The sequence below is a fragment of the Actinomadura sp. KC216 genome, from assembly GCF_004348535.1.
Taxonomy (GTDB): domain Bacteria; phylum Actinomycetota; class Actinomycetes; order Streptosporangiales; family Streptosporangiaceae; genus Spirillospora.
Map to the genome: position 1 here is coordinate 1 of NZ_SMJX01000077.1, position 19,093 is coordinate 19,093.

17 protein-coding genes are annotated in these 19,093 nt (G+C 73.8%); 5 read left to right on the forward strand and 12 right to left on the reverse strand.

Annotated features, from left to right (window positions below; all coding sequences use genetic code 11):
• The 5 genes from E1264_RS15910 to E1264_RS15930 form a co-directional block, all read right to left on the reverse strand.
• The coding region (locus tag E1264_RS15910; RefSeq protein WP_132174137.1) for an ATP-binding cassette domain-containing protein at nt 1-859 on the reverse strand (859 nt) is incomplete at its 3' end.
• On the reverse strand, nt 843-1,898 hold the full coding sequence (locus E1264_RS15915) for an ABC transporter ATP-binding protein (RefSeq protein ID WP_132174139.1): 1,056 nt from the start codon (nt 1,896-1,898) through the stop codon (nt 843-845). The genes E1264_RS15915 and E1264_RS15910, both read right to left, overlap by 17 nt.
• A 5-nt stretch (nt 1,899-1,903) precedes the next feature.
• A complete protein-coding gene (locus E1264_RS15920; RefSeq protein ID WP_132174141.1) occupies nt 1,904-2,794 on the reverse strand; it encodes an ABC transporter permease in 891 nt (296 codons plus the stop codon).
• On the reverse strand, nt 2,787-3,713 hold the full coding sequence (locus tag E1264_RS15925; RefSeq protein WP_132174143.1) for an ABC transporter permease: 927 nt from the start codon (nt 3,711-3,713) through the stop codon (nt 2,787-2,789). Before E1264_RS15925 ends, E1264_RS15920 begins: the two co-directional genes overlap by 8 nt.
• A gap of 6 nt (nt 3,714-3,719) precedes the next feature.
• Nucleotides 3,720-5,327 carry an ABC transporter substrate-binding protein gene (locus E1264_RS15930; protein WP_165964200.1) on the reverse strand — a complete coding sequence of 536 codons (1,608 nt, stop codon included), beginning with the start codon at nt 5,325-5,327 and terminating at the stop codon, nt 3,720-3,722.
• Nucleotides 5,328-5,561: 234 nt separating this feature from the next.
• Here E1264_RS15930 and E1264_RS15935 point away from each other — a divergent pair, with 234 nt between their 5' ends.
• Nucleotides 5,562-6,929 carry a M20/M25/M40 family metallo-hydrolase gene (locus E1264_RS15935; RefSeq protein ID WP_132174147.1) on the forward strand — a complete coding sequence of 456 codons (1,368 nt, stop codon included), beginning with the start codon at nt 5,562-5,564 and terminating at the stop codon, nt 6,927-6,929.
• 24 nt (nt 6,930-6,953) lie between these two features.
• Here E1264_RS15935 and E1264_RS15940 read toward each other — a convergent pair whose 3' ends face one another.
• From E1264_RS15940 to E1264_RS15950, 3 genes are all read right to left on the reverse strand, one after another.
• Nucleotides 6,954-7,730, reverse strand: coding sequence for an ABC transporter permease (locus E1264_RS15940; RefSeq protein ID WP_132174149.1), 777 nt, complete (start codon nt 7,728-7,730; stop codon nt 6,954-6,956).
• Nucleotides 7,727-8,746: an ATP-binding cassette domain-containing protein gene (locus E1264_RS15945; protein ID WP_132174151.1), complete on the reverse strand. Its 1,020-nt coding sequence runs from the start codon at nt 8,744-8,746 to the stop codon at nt 7,727-7,729. The genes E1264_RS15940 and E1264_RS15945 overlap by 4 nt, the downstream gene beginning before the upstream one ends.
• A gap of 173 nt (nt 8,747-8,919) precedes the next feature.
• The gene (locus tag E1264_RS15950) at nt 8,920-9,564 is read right to left on the reverse strand and encodes a PadR family transcriptional regulator (protein ID WP_132174153.1); all 645 of its coding nucleotides are present in this window, start codon (nt 9,562-9,564) and stop codon (nt 8,920-8,922) included.
• A gap of 71 nt (nt 9,565-9,635) precedes the next feature.
• On the opposite strand from E1264_RS15950, the gene E1264_RS15955 reads away from it, so the two are divergent.
• Nucleotides 9,636-10,541, forward strand: a complete 906-nt coding sequence (locus E1264_RS15955) for a hypothetical protein (protein WP_132174155.1) — start codon at nt 9,636-9,638, stop codon at nt 10,539-10,541.
• Nucleotides 10,542-10,735: 194 nt separating this feature from the next.
• On the opposite strand, the gene E1264_RS15960 is transcribed toward E1264_RS15955, so the two are convergent.
• Nucleotides 10,736-12,325, reverse strand: coding sequence for a substrate-binding domain-containing protein (locus E1264_RS15960; protein ID WP_132174157.1), 1,590 nt, complete (start codon nt 12,323-12,325; stop codon nt 10,736-10,738).
• A gap of 249 nt (nt 12,326-12,574) precedes the next feature.
• On the opposite strand from E1264_RS15960, the gene E1264_RS15965 reads away from it, so the two are divergent.
• Complete coding sequence (locus E1264_RS15965) at nt 12,575-13,213, forward strand: pyridoxamine 5'-phosphate oxidase family protein (protein WP_132174159.1); 639 nt, start codon at nt 12,575-12,577, stop codon at nt 13,211-13,213.
• Nucleotides 13,214-13,300: 87 nt separating this feature from the next.
• On the opposite strand, the gene E1264_RS15970 is transcribed toward E1264_RS15965, so the two are convergent.
• On the reverse strand, nt 13,301-13,489 hold the full coding sequence (locus E1264_RS15970) for a DUF5302 domain-containing protein (protein WP_132174161.1): 189 nt from the start codon (nt 13,487-13,489) through the stop codon (nt 13,301-13,303).
• Between the two features lie 142 nt (nt 13,490-13,631).
• Here E1264_RS15970 and E1264_RS15975 point away from each other — a divergent pair, with 142 nt between their 5' ends.
• Complete coding sequence (locus E1264_RS15975) at nt 13,632-15,023, forward strand: cytochrome P450 (protein WP_243710957.1); 1,392 nt, start codon at nt 13,632-13,634, stop codon at nt 15,021-15,023.
• Between the two features lie 71 nt (nt 15,024-15,094).
• Entirely contained in the window at nt 15,095-15,502 is a 408-nt protein-coding gene (locus tag E1264_RS15980) for a DUF2795 domain-containing protein (protein ID WP_132174165.1), read from the forward strand.
• A 21-nt stretch (nt 15,503-15,523) separates the two neighbouring features.
• On the opposite strand, the gene E1264_RS15985 is transcribed toward E1264_RS15980, so the two are convergent.
• Both E1264_RS15985 and E1264_RS15990 read right to left on the reverse strand, forming a co-directional pair.
• Complete coding sequence (locus E1264_RS15985; protein ID WP_132174167.1) at nt 15,524-17,488, reverse strand: aconitate hydratase; 1,965 nt, start codon at nt 17,486-17,488, stop codon at nt 15,524-15,526.
• Nucleotides 17,489-17,490: 2 nt separating this feature from the next.
• Complete coding sequence (locus E1264_RS15990) at nt 17,491-19,065, reverse strand: FAD-dependent monooxygenase (protein WP_132174169.1); 1,575 nt, start codon at nt 19,063-19,065, stop codon at nt 17,491-17,493.
• Between the last annotated feature and the right edge of the window lie 28 nt (nt 19,066-19,093).

The following is a 19,093-nucleotide window of genomic DNA, read 5'->3' on the forward strand; positions in this document are numbered from 1 at the left end:
GGGCTGGAGGACGGTCCGTCCGGCCAGGGGCGTCCGGGTCCGGGACGGGGACGGCCGACAGCAGCGCCTGCGTGTACGGATGGGTCGGGTGCTCGTAGATCTGTGTCTCGTCGCCGGTCTCGACGATCTTGCCGAGGTACATGACGGCGACGCGGTCGGAGACCTGCCGGACGGCGGCCAGGTCGTGCGCGATGAACACGTACGAAAGGCCCAGCTCCCGCTGCAGCTCGGCGAGCAGGTTCATCACCTGCGCCTGCACGGACACGTCCAGCGCGGACACCGGCTCGTCGCACACGACGACGTCGGGCCGCAGCGCGAGGGCGCGGGCGATCCCGACGCGCTGCCGCTGGCCGCCGGAGAACTGGTGCGGGTAGCGGCCGGCGTGGCCGGGGTCGAGGCCGACGAGCTCCAGCAGCTCCCGCACGCGCCCGCGCCGCTGCCCCTTCGGCACGACCTCCGGGTGGACGGCGAACGGCTCCCCGACGATGTCGCCGACGGTCATGCGCGGGTTGAGCGAGGAGTACGGGTCCTGCATCACCATCTGGACGCGGCGGCGCAGGGCCCGCAGCTCGGCTCTCGGCATCGCGAAGATGTCGCGGCCGTCGAAGCGGACCGTCCCGGCGGTGGGGCGTTCGGCGGCGAGCAGCAGCCTGGCGAGCGTCGACTTCCCGCAGCCGGACTCGCCGACGACGCCGAGCGTCTCGCCGCGGCGCAGCTCCAGGTCGACGCCGTCCACGGCCCTGACCCGGCCGGCCGTCCGCCTGAGCACGGCGCCGCGGGTCACCGGGTAGTGCTTGACGAGGCCGTCCACCTGGAGGATCGGCGCCTCGGGGCCGGGCCTGTCAGTCTCGTCCGGCACCGTGGACCTCCTCGGCGAAGTGGCAGGCCGCGCCGTGGCCGGGCGCGACGTCGACGAGCGGCGGCCGCTCCGCCGCGCAGACCGGCTCGGCGCGCGGGCAGCGCGGATGGAACGGGCAGCCGGGCGGCAGCGCGGCCGGGTCCGGCGGCGCGCCCGCGATCGGGACGAGCGGCCCGCGGCGCCGGTCGAGGCGCGGCACCGACGCCAGCAGCCCGCGCGTGTACGGGTGCGCGGGCCGCGCGTACAGGTCGCGGGCGGGCGCCTGCTCGGCGACCGATCCCGCGTACATGACGACGATCCGGTCCGCGACGCCCGCGACGACGCCGAGATCGTGGGTGATCAGCACCATGCCCATGGCCAGCTCGTCCTGGAGCGCGGCGAGCAGCCGCATGATCTGCGCCTGGACGGTCACGTCGAGCGCGGTGGTCGGCTCGTCGGCGATCAGCACGTCCGGTTCCAGCGCCAGCGCCATCGCGATCATGATGCGCTGGCGCATGCCGCCGGAGAACTGGTGCGGGTAGTCGCCGAGCCGTCGCGCCGCGGACGGGATCCGCACGCGCTCCATCAGCTCCACGGCCCTGTCGCGGGCGGCGCGGCGGCCGAGGCCGCGGTGCACCCGGAACATCTCGCGGAGCTGGTCGCCGACGGTGAACACCGGGTTCAGCGCGGTCAGCGCGTCCTGGAAGATCATCGAGATGCGGTCGGCGCGGTAGGCGCGGCGGCGCCGCTCCGGCAGGCCGAGCAGCTCCTCGCCGCGCAGCCTCACCGACCCGCGCTCGACGCGCGCGGGCGGCATGTCGAGGATGCCCATCACGGCCTGCGCCGCGACGCTCTTGCCCGACCCGGACTCGCCGAGGATCGCGACGGTCTCCCCCTCCGCGAGCGTGTACGACAGCCCGTTCACGGCACGGACGTCCTGCCCGCGCACGCGGAAGGCGACGTGCAGGTCGTCGACCTGGAGCAGCGGCGCGCCGTCCGGGCGCGGCGCGGGGACCAGGTCGCCCGTCGTCAGGTCGCCCGTGGTCGGATCGGCGGTCATGGGCGTCACCGCAGCTTCGGGTCGAGGGCGTCGCGGACGGCGTCGCCGAGCAGCAGGAAGCTCAGCACCGTCGCCGACAGGAACGCCGCGGGGAAGATCAGCAGGTGCGGCCGGTCGAGGAAGGAGTCCTTCGCCTGGCCGAGCTGCAGCCCCCACGACACCTGCGGGTACTGCAGCCCGACGCCGAGGAAGTCCAGCGTCGCCTCCCCCACGATCACGTTGCCGACGTTGAGGGTGGCGACCACGATCACCGGGGCGATCGCGTTCGGCAGGACGTGCCGCGCCATGATCCGCCGGTCGGGCGCGCCGAGCAGCCGCGCCGCCCGCACGTAGTCGGCGTCGCGGACGGCGATGACCTGCCCCCGCATGATGCGGATCATCGTCGTCCAGCCGAGCAGGACCAGCACCAGCGTCATCGCCCACACCCCGTGCCCGGGGAACGCGACGAGGATGACCGTCGCGCCGAGCACGAACGGCAGCCCGAAGAACACGTCGGTGAGCCGCGCGATGAACGCGTCCGCGAGGCCGCCGTAGTAGCCGGCGAGCATCCCGAGCAGCACCGCGATCAGCAGCGCGAACAGCGTGACGGCGACGCCGATCAGCAGCGTCGGGCGGGCGCCGTGCACGACGTGCGCGTAGTAGTCGCAGCCGGCGAGGTCGGTGCCGAACCAGCGGTCGCCGGACGGGCCGAGCCCGGACAGGTTCGGGTCGCAGCCCTCGTTGGCGGCGGTGCCGGTGAACAGGCCCGGCAGCGCGGCCATCGCCGCGACCACGGCGAGGACCGCCGCCGGGCCCCAGAAGATCCAGCGGCGCCGCAGGTCGCGCCACGCGTCGTCCCAGAGCGAGGCCCGGCCGATCTCGCCGCCGGCCGCCGCGACCGCCGTGCCCTCACTCATACCGGATCCTCGGGTCGAGGACCCCGTACAGCAGGTCCACGACCAGGTTGGCCAGCAGGAAGATCAGCACCAGCACGGTGACCGCGCCGACCACGACGGGCCCCTCCTTCAGCTGGATCGACTGGAACACCTGCTGCCCGATGCCGGGCAGGTTGAAGATGCCCTCGGTCACGATCGCGCCGCCCATCAGGTTCCCGAGGTCGACGCCGAGGTAGGTCACCACGGGGATCAGCGAGTTGCGGAGCGCGTGCCGCCCGACGACCCGCGCCCTCGACAGGCCCTTGGCGCGGGCGGTGCGGACGTAGTCGGCGCGCAGGTTCTCGGCCAGGCTCGTCCGGGTCAGCCGCGCCACGTAGGACAGGCCGAGCGAGCCGAGGACGATGCCGGGCAGCAGGTAGCTCAGCGGCCAGCCGTCGTCCGTCCCGGCGGTCGGGAAGATCCGCCAGTGCAGGCCGAACAGGATCTGCGCGACGTAGCCGATGACGAACACCGGGACCGCGATCACCAGCGTCGTCCCGCCGAGGACGAGCGTGTCGGCGAGCCTCCCGCGCCGCAGGCCCGCCCACACCCCGAGCGCGATCCCGATGAGCAGCTCGAAGATCCAGGCGGTGAGCGCGAGCCGCGCGGTGACGGCCCAGCGCCCGCTGAGCATCTCCGACACGCTCTGCCCGGTGTAGTTCTCGCCGAGGTCGCCCTGGACGAGCCCCCACATGTACTTCGCGTACTGCACGAGCAGCGGGTCGTCGAGGTTGTACTTGTCCCGGAGCGTCTGCAGGACGTTGTCCGGGACGGGCTTGTCCCCGGCGAGCGCCTGGATCGGGTCTCCGGGCAGCGCGAACACCATCGCGTAGATCAGCAGCGTGGTGCCGATGAAGACCGGGACCGCCTGAAGGAGCCGCCGGACGGTGTACTGCCACATCGCGGGCTACTTCACCGTCACGTCGGTCGCGATCAGGCCCGTCGAGTACGGGGTGATCGTGACGTTGTCGACGTTCTCCGAGCGGCCGCCCTGGCCCGCCCACGTCCACAGCGGGATGAGCGGCATCTCCCGGATGGCGATGTCCTCCGCCTGGTTGTAGTAGGCGACCGCCTGCCGCTGGTCGGCCGTCCGGTTGGCCTTGGCGATCAGGGCGTCGAACGCCCGGTTCGTCCAGCCCATCCGGTTGTCGGCCGACGCCCACATGTTCTCCAGGTAGTTCTGGGCGCTCGGGTAGTCGGCCTCCCAGTTCTGCCGGTACGGGCCCTTCTCCCCGCGCTCGCGCAGCATGGAGAAGTAGTCGGACGCGGGCACCTGCCGGAACCTCACGTCCTTGATGCCGAGGACATCGCGGAGGGAGTTCGCCACGATCCGCATCCACTGGGCGTAGGTCGGCTGCGCGTTGGAGAAGTACAGCTCCAGCGTCCCGCCGAACCCGCCGGCCTTGGCGAACAGCTGCCTGGCCTTGGCGGGGTTGTAGGTGCACAGCTCGCCGCACGCGCCCGGCCGGTGGCCCTCGATGATGGCGGGGAGCAGGGAGTCGGCGGGGACGTAGTCGCCGTTGAAGACGGCCTTGTTGATGCCCTGCCGGTCGATGGCCATCGAGATCGCCCTGCGCAGGTCGGCGCTGGCGAACCGCCTGTCCCACAGCGGGAACCCGAGGTAGTCGATCGTGCCCATCCTGCGGGTCAGGAACCGGTCGCCGAGGAGCCGCCTCGCCTCGGGGACCTTGGCGGACGGGATCGTCTGCAGCACGTCGATCCGCCCCGCCCGCAGGTCGGTGTACGCGGTCTCGGCGCTGGCGTAGCTCTTCCAGGTCACGCCCTTGTTCTTCGGCCTGCGCGGCCCGGTGTAGCCGGAGAACGCGATGAGCTTGATCTGCTTGTTGCGTTCCCAGTCCCCATCCATCCGGTACGGGCCGTTGCCGATCGGGTGGTCGTCGAACGCCTTGAGGTCCTTCAGCCCGGCCTTCGGCATCGGCGCGTACGCCGGATAGGTGAGCAGCATCGGGAACTGGCTGAACGGGTCGTTCAGCGTGACCTTCAAGGTGTTCTGGCCGACCACCTCGACGCCCGACAGGGTCTTGGCCTCCGGTTCGGCGTTCCCGTCGTCGGGGTTCAGTTCCTTGTGGCCCTTGATGTACGAGAAGTACTCGTTGGCGGCCATGGCGTTCGGCCCGTAGGCGGCGTTGTTCCACGCGTCCGCGAAGCTCTGCGCGGTCACCGGCTCGCCGTTGTGGAACCGCTGCCCGGGCCTCACCTTGATCGTCCAGACCCGCTGGTCGCGGGACGTGACGGACTCGGCGGCCAGCGGGACGGCCCTGCCGCCCACATCGAGGGTCATCGGATTGTCGAACAGTTCACCGATCACGTCGAAGGCGTAGCTGCTCGTGGTGTCGGCGGGCACCAGGTGGTCGGGCTCGGAGTGGCCCGCCGTGAACGTGCCGTCGCCCCTTCCGGCGCCGTCGCCGCCGCAGGCGGGCAGGCCGAGCGACGCGGCCAGCGCGACCGCGGCGAGTCCCGCGATCCGCGGCCGGACACCCCACTGCCTGGTCATGCTCCCCCTCAGCCCGTCGCCCCATCGACCCATCGGTCCGTCGGCCCGTCGGCCCTTCGCGCGGCCACCGTGCCCGGCCGCCCCCACCGCACCTAGATTGGTACCGGCGCCGTACGCACGGTGACCGTTCGGGCACGCCGCTGACGGAGTCGCAACCGGATCGAGACGTTCTTGATCATCCATTGACGCAGGTCAGCGGCACAGGAGAAGGAAGCTTCGCCGCGAAAGGGAGCCATGGGAGCAGCAGGGGTCCGCGACGACCGGCCCGGCGCGGCGGCGGTCCGGGAGGCCGCCGCCGAGCGGGCGGCGGCCGAGGCGGCGGCGATCTGCGCCGACCTCATCCGCTTCGACACCACGAACCGCGGCGAGGGCGTGGCCCACCCGGAACGGCCCGCCGCCGAGCACGTCGCCGGGCTGCTGGACGACGCGGGCGCCGCCCCCGAGATCGTCGAATCCGAGCCGGGCCGCGCGAGCGTGCTGGCCCGCGTCCCCGGCACCGACCCGTCCGCTCCGGCGTTCCTGATCCACGGGCATCTCGACGTGGTGCCCGCCGACCCGTCCGAGTGGACGGTGCCGCCGTTCTCGGGCGAGGTCCGCGACGGGTGCGTGTGGGGGCGCGGCGCGGTCGACATGAAGGGCAGCCTCGCGATGACGCTCGCGACCGTCCGGCGGCGGCTGCGGGAGGGCCGCCGCACCCGCGGCGACCTGGTGCTGGCGTTCCTGGCCGACGAGGAGTGCACCGGCGACCTCGGCTCCCGGTACGTGGCGCGCGAGCACCGCGCGTACTTCGAGGGCTGCACGGAGGCGATCAGCGAGTCCGGCGGCTTCAGCGTCACCGCGGCGGGCCCCGCCGCGACGCGGATCTACCCCATCGCGACGGGCGAGCGCGGCACCGCGTGGATGCGGCTGACGGCCCGCGGCACCGCGGGCCACGGCTCCAAGCCCGCCCCCGACAACGCGGTGGCCGAGATCGCGCACGCGGTGTCGCGGATCGCGTCGCACGAGTGGCCCGTCCGGCTGACCCCGGGCGTCCGGGCCCTGCTGGACGGCCTGGCGGACGCGCTCGGCACGACCATCGACCATGACCGCCTCGACGCGGAGGCGGCGCGCCTCGGCGGCGCCGGCCGCCTGTTCGCCGGGACGATCCGCAACTCCGCCAACCCGACCCGGCTCGACGCCGGCTACAAGGTCAACGTCGTGCCGGGCACGGCGTCGGCGGAGGTGGACGGGCGCTACCTGCCGGGCACGGGCGAGGAGTTCCTGGCCACGATCGACCGGCTCCTCGGCCCGAAGGTGACCCGCGAGTTCATCAACCACGAGCGGGCCCCCGCCGCGGACCCGGCGGGCGCCACCTTCGCGGCGCTCGCCGGTGCGCTCCGCGCCGAGGACCCGCTCGCCCGTCCCGTCCCGTACGTGATGTCGGGCGGCACCGACGCCAAGTCGTTCGACGCCATCGGCATCAAGAGCTTCGGCTTCGCCCCCCTCCTCCTCGAACCCGGCCTCGACTACTTCGGGATGTTCCACGGCGTGGACGAACGCGTCCCGCTAGACGGCCTGGCCTTCGGCACCCGCGTCCTGGACCGCTTCCTCGACACCCGCTGACCCCGGCCCGGACCGCCCGGCGGCTCACCGGGATCTCTGGTAGCTCCGGAACGAGAAGACGGCCAGGGCCACCGTCGCGGCGGTCAGGGCGAGGAGCGCGGCGCCGTGGACGGCGGCCGACCCCCAGTCGGGATCGTCGGCGAGGGCGGCGCGTCCGGTGTCCAGCGCCCAGCTCACCGGGTTGGCGGCGGCCACGTGCCGGATCCAGGACGGCATGAGGCCCTCGGCCATGAACGCCGACGACAGGAACGTCAGCGGCAGCAGCAGCATCACGTTCAGCCCGATGATCGTGTTGCGGTCGCGGACGAGGAGCGCGAGCGTGGTCGACAGCGCGGCGAGCACGACGCCGATCAGCACGGACGCGCCGACGAGCACGGCCACGCCGGCCGGGCCGCCCGGGTAGTGCGCGCCGGCCGCCCAGCCCAGCAGGATGATCACGATGGACTGGAACGCGGTGCTCAGCGCCTGCTCGATGACGCCCGCGTGCGCGATCGCGCCGCGCCGCACGGGCGTGACGAGGAACCGGTCGAGCGTGCCCCGCTCGATCTCGTCCATGGTCGCCATCCCGGCGAACGAGTTCAGCGACACCGCGTTCATGACCACGACGCCGGGCACGATGTAGTCCAGGTAGGACGTCGTCCCGAACCCGGGCAGCTCGACGACCTTCTTGAACAGCTCCCCGAAGAGGAACAGCCAGACCATCGGCTGGACCAGCGTCATCACGAGCACGGCCGGGTTGCGCAGCAGCGCGGACACCCGCCGGTGGGTCATCCACCAGGTCCCGGTCACCAGCGCGGTCATCGAACGGCCTCCTCGGCTCGGGCGGCCTCATCGGCTCGGACGGGGGCGTCGGCCTGGGTGAAGCGGCGGCCGGCGTAGCGGAGGTAGACGTCGTCCAGGGACGGGCGGGCGACGGTCGCCGCGGTGGCGGGCACGCCCGCGTGGTCGAGGGCGGCCAGGACCGCCGGGATGGCTGAGGCGCCGTCGTCCGCGCGGGCGCTCAGTCGCTGGCCGTCGAGGACGACCTCCCGGATGCCGGGCAGGCGGCCGAGCGCCTCCCGCACCGGCGGCTCCGGCGGCGGGTCGGCCCAGTCCACATGGACGGCGTCGCCGCGCAGCTCGCCCTTCAGCGCGTCGGGCGTCCCGGCGGCGACGACGCGGCCCCGGTCGACGATCGCGAGGCGCCGGGCGAGCCGGTCGGCCTCGTCCAGGTAGTGGGTGGTGAGCAGGATCGCGAGCGCGTCGTCCCCGGCGAGCCGGGCGATCTCGGCCCACATCGACGCGCGGGCCTCCGGGTCGAGTCCGGTGGTGGGCTCGTCCAGGAACAGCACCCGGGGGCGGTGGACGAGGCCGAGCGCGACGTCGAGCCGGCGCCGCATCCCGCCCGAGTAGGTCTTCACCGGCCTGGACGCCGCGTCATCCAGGCCGAACCGGGCGAGCAGCTCGGCCGCGCGGTGCCGGGCCCGCGGCCCGGCGAGCCCGTAGAGGCGGCCTTGCAGGACGAGGTTGTCGCGGCCGCTCGCCTCGGGGTCGGCGCCCGACTTCTGCGACACGACGCCGATGACGCGCCGCACCCGGTCGGGGTGGCGCAGGACGTCGTGCCCGGCCACGGACGCGGTGCCCGCGTCCGGGCGGATCAGCGTGGTGAGGATCTTGACGGTGGTGGACTTGCCGGCCCCGTTCGGGCCGAGCAGGCCGAGGATCTCGCCCCGGCCGACGGTGATGGACAGCCCGTCCAGGGCCCGGACGTCGCCGGGATAGGTCTTCACGAGGCCGTCTGCCTCGATGGCCTGCGCCGTGTCGGCGGCATGCGCCATGGGTCTCCTCCGTAATGCGGGCATGCCGCGCGGAGGGCCCCTGGATAGGCTGGTATCGCGTGCTCGCCGCCAGGGCCCGCTCCGCGCGGGTTTCTCGGTGGTGGGTTCTCCGGCCCGGCGGCGGTGTTGCAGCACCACCGCCGGGCCTCGCTGTCATTACCTCTGCGCCGTCGCTACCCCTGCGCGGCTCCTCTCTCCGCCAGCTCGGCGATCTCCGGCGGGACGCTGCCGGTCTCGTGGAACGCCCGCCACAGGTCGAGGCCGGGCAGCGAGCCGTCCTCGATCTCGGCGAGGAATCCGCGCACCCACTCGGCCTCCGCGCTCCGGAGCGCGAGGTCGTACTCGGCCTCGATGAGGAAGATGCGCGGGACCTCGGTCTCGGCGGCGAGCGCGGCGCGGCCGGCCTCGATCTCGCGCTCCAGCGCGGCGAGCCGCTCGGTGAGGAGGCGTGCCGTCTCGTCGGGGCTCAGCGCGCCGAGGACGGAGAGGCCCGCCTCGAACCTGGGCCGCTCCCGCTCGGGCACCGCGATCAGTTCCCGGACCCAGTCGGCGAGTTCCTCGCGGCCCGCGTCGGTGATGCGGTAGACGGTCCGTTCCGGGCGCGCCCCCTCGCGGGCGCTGCCCTCCACGGCGAGGTAACCGTGCTTCTCCAGGTTGGCCACGACGGTGTAGAGCGAGCCCCACTTGATGTCCATGTCGCGGTCCTTGCCGCGGGCGCGCATCAGCGACGCCATCTCGTACGGATGCATCGGCCTGGCGGAGACCGTCGACAGCACGGCGAGCCCGAGCAGGTTGCTCACCTTGCGCCGCTTGGCCATCGCACCTCCTCGCCCGCGAATACTCGTTTGCGAGTATAGCTCTCTTCTGTCCGGGCGGGTAGAGATCAGTCGTGGACTTCTCCAGTGCGGCCGATGAGCTCTACGGCGTCCGGCCCGCCGACTTCGTGGCGACGCGCAAGCGGCTGGCCCAGGAGGCGAAGGACGCGGGCGACGGGCCGCTCGCCAAGCGGATCGGGGCGCTGCGGCGCCCGACGCTGTCGGCATGGGCGGTGAACCTCCTGTCCCGGTCGGCCGCCGACGACCTGGACCGGCTGCTGGACGTCGGCGCCGAGATGCGCGAGGCGTGGGGCTCGGGCGGCGGGCTCGGCGATCTGGAGCAGCGCCGGGCCCGGCTGGTGGGGTCGCTGGTGCGCACCGCGGGCGAGCTCGCGTCGGACGCGGGCAACCCGCTCCGCGACCAGGCCGGGCGGGAGGTGGAGGACACGCTCCAGGCCGCCACCGTCGACCCCGGCATCGCCGCCGAGGTGCGCGAGGGGCGGCTGACGCAGCCGCGCAGCCACACCGGCTTCGTCCCGGCCGGCTTCCCCATGGCCCCGGAGGAGGAGGAAAAGGAGCAGGAGGAGCCGGCGAAACCCGAACCCGAGAAGAAGAAGCCCGAACCCGAGAAAAAGAAGAAGGCGAAACCCGCCCCGGAGAAGTCGAACGTCACGCGGACGAGCGCGGCGCGGGCGCGGAGGGCGGAGACGCTGCGCAAGCGGGCCGAGGAGGCCGACCGGAAGCTGGCCGAGCGGGAGGAGCGGGCCGAGGCCGCGCGGCGGGAGGTCGAGGAGGCGTCCGCGGCGGTGGGACGGCTTCGCCACGAGCTGGAACGCGCCGTCGCCGAGCGGGACGCGGCGTCCCGCCGGGCCGAGCGCGCCGAGCAGAACCGCGCCCGCGCGCAGGAGGCGGCGCGGGAGGCCCGCGAGGCCGCCCGGGACGCGCGCCGGGCCGCCGACCGCGACGCCCGCCACGGCTGAACCGCGCGGATCACCGGGCGCCGGGGCGATGAGTTTTCGGCGGCCCGCGAGTCTGCACCATCGCACCGCCGCGTTCTTCCCCAGGGTCTCCGCCCCGGCGGGAGGCCCGGCGCGGCGGTCCGGTGATCGTGTCGTGGCCTTGACGGGGGGACGCCACGGCACGGTCACCGGCGCGCCTTCCGGCGGCCCGGCCGTCAGCAGCCCGGCGTGCAGACGCGCCTGGACATGGCCTCCAGCAGTAGCCGCTTGCTCTCCGCCGGGGTCCGCGCGACCTGGACGATCCCGTGCGTGGCCTCGGCGAGCTCCGTCAGCTCCGTCACGTTCACGTCGTCGCCGAAGCCCTGCAAAATGACCTGGACGGGCTGCGCCGCGTCGTACTCGGCGCGCAGGTCGGCGAGGGTCCGGTCGAAGCCCGGCCCGCCCGGATGGTCGTTGCGGCCGTCGGTGAACACCAGGACGGTGTTGACCATCTCCGGCTTGTAGGTGAGCTTCACCTCCCGGAACGCCGCGAGCAGCGACTCGAACAGCGCGGTGTCGCCGCTCTCCTTCACCTTCAGGCGGCCGAGGTCGTCCAGGATGCGCTGGCGCTGCGTGCCTGACCCGGCGCGGGCGCCGAGTGTCTCGATCGGCACGCGTTCCGCCCAGTCCTGGGAGCCGCGCAGGTCGGTGGAGAACTCCCAGACGCCGATCTCGCTGTCGTCGGCGAGCAGGTGCAGCCCGATCCGCCCGACCTGGGCGGTGGCCTGGAGCCGGTCGAGCCCCGGCGAGACCTCCTCCCCCATCGAGCCGGAGATGTCGAACAGGACGAGCAGCCGGGTCGGCAGCGACAGCCGGGCGTAGGCCTGCGCGATGCGCTGCACGTCGTCGGCCTTGGGCGTCCAGGACGGCTCGGCGGTCCCGATGCCGAACCCGTGCCCGCTGAGGTCGGCGCGGGTCCGCTCGCCGCGCAGCTCGCGTTCGAGCTTCTCCGCGGCGCTGACCCGGTCGCCCTCGCGGACGACGATCATGAACGGGTAGTCGAGCGAGAGCGTGCCCTCCCTCGGGACCGCGCCGTAGGCGCGCACGCCGGGCCGCGTCCGGTTGTGCCGGAAGACCGACTGCTCGGACGCGACGACGACCGCCCCGTCCCGCGCCGCGCCCGAGGTGGCGAACGCCTGCTCCACGGTCGGCGCGCTGGTCTCCCTGATCGCGCGGACGAGCCCGGTGAAGACGGCCCTGCCGTCGGGGACGCCCGCGACGAGGCGGTCGGCCATCAGCAGCGCGGCCAGCCCGGCGGCGCTGCGCGAGGGGTCGGGGACCTGGGCGCCCGGGCCGCGGGCGGCGGACTCCGGCCGCCCTTCGGCGGTGGCGGCGGCCGGTCCGAGCAGCAGGTTCCAGGTGGGCTCCGCCGGGGCCGCGGTCGCCAGGACGACCGGCGTGTTGGCGATCGAGGGCCGCACGTCGCCGGGCTTGGCGAAAGCCGTCCAGAGGGTCGAGTCGGGGATCCACACGTCCGGGCGGTCGCCGCCGCCGCGCCCCGACAGCAGCGTGCTCACCGCGGCCGGGTCGGCGGGGCGCAGGCGGGCCCGCGCGCACGTGCCGGTGTGGCCGTCGAAGCGCCGGACGGCGGCGGCCAGCGCGGGCACGATCTCCGGCGCCGCGGCGACGTCGAGGGTGATGCGGTCCTCGGCCGCGCACCCGGCGATCTGCGCGAACGCGTACCCGCCGATCCCGGTGAGCGCCAGGACGCCCGCGACCGCGGCGGCGAACGTGACCATGGGCCGGCCACGGGTGCGTCCGCTCATCGATGCCCTCGTTCCGCCGGGTCGCCGGGCTGGCAGGGACCGCCCCCGAAAGCCCGCGGGTTCGCGGCCGGCGCCGCCGCGACGCGGGCCTCTGCATTAGATGAAAGCGGTGAGAAAGCTGTCAAGATTCATCGATCCATTGCGCCGATCGGGCGGCAGCCTTCATTTCGCTGCGACAGGGGCGACAGCGGACGGGGACGGCGGAAAAGTTAGGCTGAGCGTCCGATTTCCCCGGCGGAAGGAGCGGCGATGACGGTCGCGTCCGAGTTCACTGCGATCACGTCCGCGGAGGAGCTGCGCGAGCTGCTCGGCGCGCCGATGAAGCGGGCGGTCGAGAAGGAGCGCGCCGCGCTGCACGCGCGGGACCGCGACTGGCTCGCCCGGTCCCCGTTCTGCCTCATCGCGACCAGCGACGCCGAGGGGAATTGCGACGTCTCGCCCAAGGGCGACCCGCCGGGATTCGTCCACGTCATCGACGACACGACGATCGCGATCCCGGACCGGCCGGGCAACCGCCGCGCGGACGGCTTCCTGAACGTCCTCGGCAACCCGCACGTCGGGCTGATCTTCCTCATCCCGGGACGCGGCGAGACGCTGCGGATCAACGGCCGGGCCGTGCTCGTCCGGGACGCGCCGTTCTTCGACCGGATGGTCGTCAAGGGGCACCGCCCGGCGCTCGCCCTGGTCGTCGAGATCGAGCAGATCTTCTTCCACTGCGCGAAGGCGCTGATGCGCTCGAAGCTGTGGAAGCCGGAGACCTGGGAGCCGGACGCGCTGCCGTCGCACGCCCGCATCGTCAAGGACGTCCAGCGCACCGACGAGACCATCGAGCGGCTTGAGCGGTACTACTCCGAGGCGAGCTACTCCAAGAAGCTGTACAACGCCTGACCCCGGCCGCGCGCGGCGCCCGCAGAAGGGTCGACCCCCGCGCCTTCCGCGCGGGGGCCAGGGTCGGGCGGCCTTCCGGTTCCCCGGTCAGCCGCTCTTGCGGCGGAACTGCCGCTGATGGTCGGCACGGTCGTGCTTGCCGCGCACCTTCGAGCCGCCCCTCCCGGCACCGCCGGTGTTCTTGCCCGCCGCTCCGCGCTTGCGTTCCAGGGCCTCCCGGAACCTGCGCTTCACGTCGTCCTCTCCGTCTGCGGGTTCTCCTGACGAGTCGGTCATGCGGACCTCCAGCTCTATAGGGGCACTCCTAGCCTCACATACCCAGCGGAACGTGGCCATCTGTACACGCCGAGCAGATCATCTCGGCAGATTCCGCCATAAACCGACCAACCTGGAACGATCTCTCCTAGGGTTCGTACCCGTGGATTCGCAGAGATCGCAGGCCGAGCCGGGCCACCCGCCGCTGGCGGCGCTCGCCGTCCAGCCGCTGCTGAACCGCGACTACGAGTCCCGTCCCGCGGCATTCTACGAGCGGCTCCGCGCGGAGTACGGGCCGGTCGCGCCGGTGGACGTGCTCGGCGTCCCGGCGTGGCTCGTCATCGGCTACTCGCAGACCCTCGACATCCTCCGCGACACGCGCGGGATCTGGAGCAGGCGGGTGGACGCGTGGCGCGCGTACCGGGAGGGCGCGGTCCCGGCGGACTGGCCGATGCTGCCGGTGGTCGAGTCCGGCAACTCGGGGTTCCAGGACGGCGCCGACTCCACCCGGCTGCGCGGCGCCTGGGGCGAGGGCCTGCGGCCCTTCCAGGACCGCTCCAGGACGGAGGCGAAGGCCCTGGAGCTGGCCGTCCGGCGGTACGCCGACGAGCTGATCACCGTGCTGGCGGAGAGCGGCGGCCGCACCGGCTGGGCGGACCTGTCGGCGCAGTACGCGCGGCCGCTGCCGCTGATGGTCATCGGGCGGCTGCTCGGCGAGGGCGCGGACGGCGACGACGAGCTGATCATCGACCTGTGGCGGGTGATGGACGCGGGCCCGGACGCGCGGGAGGCGTCCGAGCGGCTGACCGCGCGCGTCGCGGGCGTCTGCGAGGCGCGGGCGAAGAACCCGGGCGCGGACCTCCCCTCCTACATGCTGGCCGCCGTGCCCGACCTGACCACCGACGAGCTGACCCGCGAGATGGCGATGATGACGGGCCTGGTCGGCGACGTGACCGGGACGCTGATCTGCAACACCATCACCGAGGTGCTGATCGGCGAGACCGGCACCCGCGACAGCCTGTCCGCCGGGATGATCCAGGAGGCGATCAACCGGGCCTCGGCCGCCAACCCGCCGATGGCCAACCTGGCGTTCCGGTGGGCGAAGGCGGACGTCCGCGTCGGCCGGTTCCAGATCGCGGCCGGCGACCCGGTCCTGGTGTCGCCCGCCGCCGCCCACCTGGACCCGGCGTTCACCCGGACCTCCTCGCCCGACTCGATCTACAGCTCCCGCGCGCATCTGGCCTGGGGCGCGGGCCCGCACGCCTGCCTCGGCCGCGATCTCGCGACCACCGTCACCACGATCGCGGTGGAGCGGCTGTTCGAGCGGTTCTCCGCGCTGCGGCTCGCGCTGCCCGCCGACCAGCTGCCGTGGCGCTCGTCCCCGCTCATGCGGGGCCTGCGGTCGCTGCCGGTCACCTACGAGCTGGCCGACGGCCCGCCCGAGCCGCCCGCGCGACCGCCCGCGGCGGACGAGGAGCCGGAGCCGCCGTCCGACGGCGGGCCGAACTCGCTCGCGCGGCGCGTCCTGCGGATGATGCGCCTCTCGCAGCCCTGACGGCCGCCCCGCCGGCCCCGCATGTTTGGACACGCCCGCCCGGGAACGTTCCCGCGATGGGAGGTCGACGAATGCCTGACAAGAGCGACAAGCACGGCCCGAAGCTGGACGACGAGATCGGCCGCGAGACGCAGGGCATGGTCAGCGGCGGTCACGCCACGCATGCCGAGGAGTTCAAGGAGACCGAGCCGTTCTCCGACGACCATCCCGCGGATCCGCCCACGTCGTCCGGCAGCGAGCGCGAGGGCTCCCCGCCCGGGATGAGCGCGCAGGACGTCGAGGGCCGCAGCGCGCTCGCCCGGCTGCTCAGCGGCGTCCGGTATCCGGCGCGGCCGAACGAGCTGGTCCGGCACGCGGCCGAGGCCGGCGGGACCGACGCGGCGGTCGAGGAGCTGCGGACCCTGCCCAAACGCGAGTACGAGAACGTCGCCGACGTGGCCGAAGAGCTCGGCTACGGCCGCGAGGAGCGGCGCTACTAACCTCCGCACTAAACCTCCGCACTAGCCTCCGCGACGTTCGCGCAGGAGCGGGATCTGGCCGCCGGCGGCGACCAGGTCCCGCTGGCGCGGTGACAGGCGGTGGCGGGCCCGGTAGGTCTCGTCCCTGGTCGTGTTGCGGACGTCGATCGCGGTCCCGGCCTTCAGCGCGTCGCGGACGTTCTCGACGCGGAGCACGTCCCCCTGCGCGACGCGGTCGTAGTCGGCGCCGTCGGCGAATTCGAGCGGCAGGATCCCGAAGTTGACGAGGTTCTGCCAGTGGATGCGCGCGTACCCGCGGGCGAGGACGACGCGGAGCCCGAGGTGGCGGGGCGCGATGGCGGCGTGCTCGCGCGACGAGCCCTGCCCGTAGTTGCGGCCGCCGACGACGGCGTGCGTCCCGGCCCGCCGCGCCCGCTCCGGGTAGCCCTCGTCGAGCCGGGTGAACGCGAAGTCCGCCAGCCGGGCGATGTCGCTGCGGAACGGCAGGGCCCGCGCGCCCGCCTGGAGGATCTCGTCGGTCGACACGTCGTCGCCGACCTTTATGACGACGGGCACCTCCAGCTCGTCCGGGAGCGGGTCCAGCTCGGGCAGGACGCCGATACTCGGGGCCTTCTCCAGCGCGACGCCGCGCGCCTCGTCCTCGGGCGGCGGCGCTTCGAGCATCTGCCGGTTGACGCTCGACCTGCGGGGCAGCCGCACGGCGGGCGGGTCCATGCCGAGGTCGCGCGGGTCGGTGATGCGGCCGGTCAGCGCCGAGGCGGCGGCGGTCTCCGGTGAGCAGAGCCAGACGAGGTCGTCGGTGGTGCCGGAGCGTCCGGGGAAGTTGCGCGGGAACGTCCGCAGGCTGTTGCGTCCGGCGGCCGGGGCCTGGCCCATGCCGATACAGCCGAGGCATCCCGCCTGGTGGATGCGGGCGCCCGCCTGGAGGAGGTCGGCCGCCGCGCCCATCCGGGTCAGGTCGAGGAGGATCTGCCGGGACGTCGGGTTCACGTCCAGCGACACCGCCGGGTGCACCTGGCGGCCCCTGACGATCGCCGCGACGGACGCGAAGTCCCGCAGCCCGGGGTTCGCCGACGACCCGACGACCACCTGGTGGACGTCCTCGCCCGCCGCGTCCCGCACCCGGACGACGTCGCCCGGCGACCCGGGCCGGGCGATCAGCGGCTCCAGCGACGACAGGTCGATCTCCTCGGTGACGTCGTAGGACGCGTCCGGGTCGGCGGTGATCTCGGTGAAGTCGTCCTCGCGGCCCTCGCCGCGCAGGAACTCCAGCACCCGCGCGTCGGACGGGAACACCGTCGTCGTCGCGCCGAGCTCGGCGCCCATGTTCGCGATGACGTGCCGGTCCATCGCGGTCAGCGACGCGAGGCCGGGACCGTGGTACTCGATGATCCGGTTGACGCCGCCGCGCACGCCGTGCCGCCGCAGCATCTCCAGGATCACGTCCTTGGCGCTCAGCCAGGGCGGCAGTTCCCCCGCCAGCCGGACGCCCCAGACCTCCGGCATCGTCACGTGCAGCGGCTCCCCGGCCATCGCCATCGCGGTCTCAAGACCGCCGACGCCGATCGCGAGCATGCCGAGCGACCCGGCCGCGCAGGTGTGGGAGTCGGACCCGGCCAGGGTGGCGCCGGGCACGCCGAACCGCTGCATGTGCGTCGGATGCGAGACGCCGTTGCCCGGCCTGGAGTACCACAGCCCGTACCGGCGGCACGCGGACCGCAGGAAGATGTGGTCGGCCATGTTGCGCTCGTCGGCCTGGAGCAGGTTGTGGTCGACGTACTGGACGGACACGTCGGTCCGGACGCGGTCGAGGTCGAGGGCCTCCAGCTCCAGCATGACCATCGTGCCGGTCGCGTCCTGGGTGAGGGTCTGGTCGACGCGGATCCCGATCTCGGCGCCGGGCGTCATCTCCCCGCTGACCAGGTGCGAGGCGATCAGCTTGCGCGCGACACCGCGTCCCCCGCCCGGGGTTGCCCCGGCGCTCATCGCTAGGTCCCCTCGTCGCCGGGGACGCGCTCGACCGGATGCGGTTCGGAGGTGTCCCGTGTCGAGGGCTGGCCGCACCATTGGCTGAGGGCGTCGCGGATCGCGGCGGCGCGCCGGTCGGGCGCGGTCTCGTCGGTCGCCCACGCGATGTAGCCGTCGGGGCGGACCAGCGCGGTCGTCCGCGTCGCCGCGCCCGCGAGCGCGCAGTGCACGCGTCCGGCCCACCGTTTGGTCGCCAGGTAGGTGACCGCCGGGTCGTTCGCCGCGACGACCAGCACGAACTGCCCGTCGCCGAGCAGGCGGTACAGCCGGCCGGGGCCGCTCGGGCCGCCGGCGGCTCCGGGGCCGTCCGCGAGCGGGACGTCCGGCGCGCGCCGCCCGGTGAGGCGGTGGGAGCCGCGCGGCGCCGGGTAGGCGATGTCGATGCCGGAGACGGCGCCCGCGAGCCGCCGCGCGACCGGCCGGGCGTGGGTCGCCGCCCACAGGCCCGCGGTCCGCGCCCTGCGCAGCCACAGCGGTTCGGCGAGGGCGCCGCGCAGGATCGCGCCGCTGCCGCGCAGGACGAGCCGCCCGACCGGATGCCGCTCCTCGTGGTAGCTGTCGAGCAGCCACGACGGCGCCCAGCCCCGCAGTTCGGCGGCGAGTTTCCAGCCGAGGTTCGCGGCGTCCTGGATCCCGGTGTTCATGCCCTGTCCGCCCGCCGGGGAGTGGACGTGCGCGGCGTCGCCCGCGAGGAACACGCGGCCGACCCGGTACTCCGGCACCTGCCGCTCGTCGCTGTGGAACCGGGACGTCCAGCGCGGGTCGTGCATGCCGTGGTCGGTGCCGAGGACACGGCGGGTGACCTCGCGCAGCTCGTCGAAGTCGACGGGCTCGGAGTCGGGCGCCTGGTGGCGGCGGTTCCACGCGATGACCCGGTACCAGCCGTCCCCGAACGGCGCGAGGAACGCGAACGCGTCACCGGTCGAGTCGACGGTGAGCACGTCGGGGGGCGCGTCCCGGAGCCGGACGTCGGCGAGCATCACTGACCGGACGGCCGCGTGGCCGGGGAACGGCAGCCCGAGCGCGCGCCGTACGGTGCTGCGGACCCCGTCGGTCCCGACGACGTAGGACGCGCGGCGCGTTTCCGTCGCGCCGCCGGAGGTCCGCACGTCGACGTCGACGCCCGCCGCGTCCTGCCGCAGCGCGACGGCCTCCGCCCCGAACACGATCTCCGCGCCCGCGCCGGCGGCCCGTTCCCGGAGGACGCGTTCCGTCTCGTACTGCGGCGTGACCAGCAGGAACGGGAACCGTCCCGGCAGCCGCGACAGGTCGAGGCTGGTCCTGCCCAGCAGCCGCACGGCGCCGACACGCTCGCCGGTGGCGACGAGGTCGTCGGCGACGCCGCGCACGTCCAGCATCTCCAGCGTCCGCGCGTGCACGGCGAACGCCCGCGTCAGGTTGCTCGCCTCCGCGTCGCGCCGCTCCAGCACGGTGCAGCGGATCCCGGCGGCCGCGAGGTCGCCGGCCAGCAGGAGCCCGGTCGGGCCCGCCCCCACGATCAGCACGTTCCCTGTCTGCTCGCCGGTGGGCGACATCCCGCTCCCCTCTCGGCTCGACGGCGGG